Genomic DNA, 3,965 nt, shown 5'->3' on the forward strand with positions numbered 1-3,965 from the left:
CGGAGGAAAAAAGAAAGAGCTGCTATACTACATAAAAAATCAGGCGATCCGGGTTATATTTCAAGATTTAATGCCCAACGCATGATCTACCGTCACTTTATTCATCCAACCTTTATCGTGTTTCTAATCTCAGGCGACGAAGTAAAGGGAGAATTTGGCGATTCCAAATTTTCAATACAAAAAGGAGAGTCACTTGCTAACAATATTTTTGTTCCGCTATCTATATCTCTTCCTCCCTGTTCTACAGAAAATCCGATATTAACTGTAAACGTACCGCTTTATCGCCCCTACATTTCAGAAGTATTAAGTCATTTAACCACCACTAAAAACTACACGTCAGTGGTAAACAGCTTCCACACTGCAAATACGGACAAAAAAGAGCTTTCAGCTATGCTGTCAATTCTTCATCTTCTGGACAGTAAAGAAGATGTCGCATACGGTTATGAACTGGCACTAAAAGAACTGTACTACAACTTGTTGCTTGGGAAACACGGCGACTTCATCCGCGGAATTTTTGCAGGCAGCCTAAGAAACAACAGGATACTTGAAGTCATTAACTATCTAAGCAAACACTACAAAGAAAATCCCAACATTAAAGAGCTGGCCGACAAAGCCTTCATGTCGCCGTCCAATTTTTACAAAAACTTCGGGGAAATTACGTCATTAAGCCCACTTCAATATGTAAAAAAGCTGCGTCTATACGAAGGAAGACGGCTTATTTTGACCGAAAAATACACGGTTTCACACGCCGCCCACACGGTGGGTTACTTAAGCCGCACCCAATTTTCTATTGATTACACTAAAATTTTCCACCACAATCCTCAGGAAGACTGCAATCCGTCGGCACAAAAATAATTGCTGTATGTCTAATAGAAATTACATACATTTTATAGTAATTCGTATGTTTTTTTTCTTAAAACTGTTTCATTAACTTTAATTAAAAGACTATCCACAAACTAAATCGTCCCTCTTAAGTCATAAAAACGTCCGTTTAATAAACGGATATTTTTAAACTTTAATCTGCAGTCAACTAGGAAATAGACTTATGCTGCAATTTAAACTAAAGCGCTTTTTATCAATAAATCCGCACCATTACCTTTTCGTGACACTGATAATTTCTTTATTTTTCACAACAGTATCAAATATCGCCTTATGGAGGCATTTTTATAAGATCGTTACAAACGGAGATAATTTATCTTTAAGTTTTATCATCACCGCACCCATTACTATTTTTCTTTTGATGTACGCAATTTTTCTTATCTTATTTTCATGGAAATTCGTACTAAAACCGGCTTGCACGCTTTTATTCATAAGTTGTGCCGGAGCAACTTATGCCGCAATCCAATACGGAATAATTTTTGACAGCGATATGCTCACTAATTTTCTTGAAACCAATTTAAATGAGGCTAAATCATATATATCGCTTTATTCAATAGGCGCGATACTAATTTTAGGCGTTATTCCCTCAATCCTTTTATGGCGCTTTAAAGTTTATTACCCAAACTTTATCAAATCACAATTGCAAAGAATCGCGGTAACGGCACTCGTACTTGTTATTGCCGGGATCTCCGTTATTATTTATTATCAGCAATATTCTTTTATCGGACGTAACAATCGAACTTTAAACAAAGAAATTCTTCCAGTCTCTTACGTCCATACAACGATAAATTACGTCAAGCATCGTTATTTTGAAAAAGAAATGCCTTATGTCGCTATGGGAGAAAATGCCCATAAAGTTACAACAACGAGTAAGCCAAAATTAATGTTTTTAGTGTTGGGAGAAACCGCCCGCGCTCAAAACTTCTCAGCGCTAGGCTATAACAGAAATACCAATTTTTACACCAACAAAGAAAATGTCATCTCCTTTGCCAATGTTTCCTCATGTGGGACTTCCACCGCTTATTCCGTACCTTGCATGTTTTCCAATATGCCAAGGAAAAAATATACCGCTAAAAGAGCGGAAAACCGTGAAGGGATCTTGGATGTTTTACAAAAAGCAGGAGTAAATATTACCTGGCTTGATAACGACTCCGGATGTAAAGGAGTTTGTGATCGGGTCAAAAATATACGAATAGAACCTACCGACAAAGTACATTGCGACGGCAGTACCTGCAAAGACGAAATCTTCTTAAACTATGCCAAGAAGCTTTCGGAAAACGTAAAAGAAGACACCTTGATTGCTTTTCATCTTATCGGTTCACACGGTCCGCGCTACTATGAAAGATATCCTAAGAAATTCCGCAAATACACTCCTGACTGCAATCGTCCTGACGTTGAAAACTGTTCTCTGGAAGAAGTACGCAATGCCTACGACAATACCATAGCTTACACCGACTATGTCATTTACGAACTTATTAATATTCTTGAAACGCACATGAAAACAAATGACACAATGCTACTTTATATTTCAGATCACGGAGAGTCACTTGGGGAAAACAACCTTTACTTACACGGAACGCCTTACGCCATAGCGCCAAAAGAGCAAACACGGATTCCGATGCAGTTATGGATACCGGATAAAAGCGCAGATTCTATGCGCCTTAACAAAAAATGCATTAGAGAAAAGGCTAAACTTTTAAGTTTCTCTCATGACAATTTCTTTCACTCATTAATGGGACTTTTACAGGTAAGAAGTGCTGAATATAGGAAGAATTTAGATATTTTCTCAAGCTGTTTTACAAAGTCTTAACTCTTTTACGGCAAAGCGCGTTTCATCTTTGCCGTAATTTTTATTACAGCAAAGATGCTGTCTTACAGGTAAGATATAACGGCATATTAATAAAATCGCCGTCTTTTTTATAATTAAGTTTTGAAAAGCGTATTGCATATTTAGGCTTATTTTTAGCGACAAAACGTTTAAAGGAGGGCGCCGACTTGTCTTCCCCTGCTTTTACCTCAACCGGAATAATTTCACTGCCATACTGTAAAACAAAATCAATTTCACTGTTCTTGTCTGAAAAATATCTGGGCTCTACATCAAACTGGGGTATTAATTGCTGCAAAACGTAATTTTCCGCAAGTTGCCCTTTAAATTGATAATCAGATTTCAAAAGAATCGATCCGTTATCAATCCCTGCCATTGTTTTAAGCAAACCGGTATCAAAAAAGAATAACTTAAACTCATTTTGTTTTTCAAAAGCCTTTAGCGGATGCTCTGTTTTTACAACATTGTAAACACGATTGAGCATGCCCGCTGATACCAGCCATTCAATAGCTTCTTCAAAATCTCTGGCTCTACCGCCCTCTCGAACAGCTCCGTACATGAATTTTTCATTTGGCTTAGCCAGCTGTGACACAATGCTGCGAAAAACCATCAGTATTCTGCCGCTATTTATTTTCCCTGAATGTTTTGAGAAATCATTTTCGTAAAACTCAATTAATTCTTTTTGAATACTTTCCACCGCTTTCGGATCTTGTTCTCTTATCCACGCATCAACACACTCAGGCATTCCTCCGATTATCAGATAATTATTAAGCGCATCAAGCAATAGGTTATGAAAAGCAATCTCAATTGTCTGATCTTTTTTTATAGTCTCAAAGTATTTAAAAAGCTGCGGGTTAATAGCTTTTAAAAACTCATCAAAGGTTAAAGGATACACGTGCAAAAGGTTTACCATACCTACAGGATATGATTTAGGTTGAGATACCAACGTTCCCAATAAGCTTCCTGCTGCAATTACGTGATAGTCATTAGCCCTTTCTTTAAAATACTTAAGACAATTAAGGGCTTCAGCGCACTCTTGTACTTCATCAAAAATAATTAGAGTTTTTCCGGGTATTATTTTTTCTCCTGAGATTAAAGACAATAACTCGATGATTCTATGCGGATTTTTATTTGTCTCAAAAATTGATTTTAAGTCTGTATTTTCATCAAAGTTACAATAAACAAAATTCGTATAAAAACGCTGACCAAAATCTTTCATAAGCCAGGTCTTACCTACTTGTCTTGCTCCTTTAAGAACTAA

3 protein-coding genes are annotated in these 3,965 nt (G+C 36.8%); 2 read left to right on the forward strand and 1 reads right to left on the reverse strand.

All coding sequences use genetic code 11. The annotated features are described in order from the left end of the window. Positions 1-855 (forward strand): helix-turn-helix domain-containing protein (locus QZ019_RS09450; protein WP_295484537.1); only part of this gene is annotated, 855 nt, incomplete at its 5' end. Between the two features lie 190 nt (positions 856-1,045). Further along, positions 1,046-2,689 carry a phosphoethanolamine transferase gene (locus tag QZ019_RS09455; protein WP_009143145.1) on the forward strand — a complete coding sequence of 548 codons (1,644 nt, stop codon included), beginning with the start codon at positions 1,046-1,048 and terminating at the stop codon, positions 2,687-2,689. Between the two features lie 43 nt (positions 2,690-2,732). Here QZ019_RS09455 and QZ019_RS09460 read toward each other — a convergent pair. Next, the coding region (locus QZ019_RS09460) for an ATP-binding protein (RefSeq protein WP_295484539.1) at positions 2,733-3,965 on the reverse strand (1,233 nt) is incomplete at its 5' end.

Source organism: uncultured Succinatimonas sp., from assembly GCF_905203285.1.
Lineage (GTDB): Bacteria > Pseudomonadota > Gammaproteobacteria > Enterobacterales > Succinivibrionaceae > Succinatimonas.

Excerpts from the sequence above, each read along its gene's own strand:
- QZ019_RS09455 (WP_009143145.1), top strand. The coding sequence starts at position 1,046 with ATGCTGCAATTTAAACTAAAGCGCTTTTTATCAATAAATCCGCACCAT.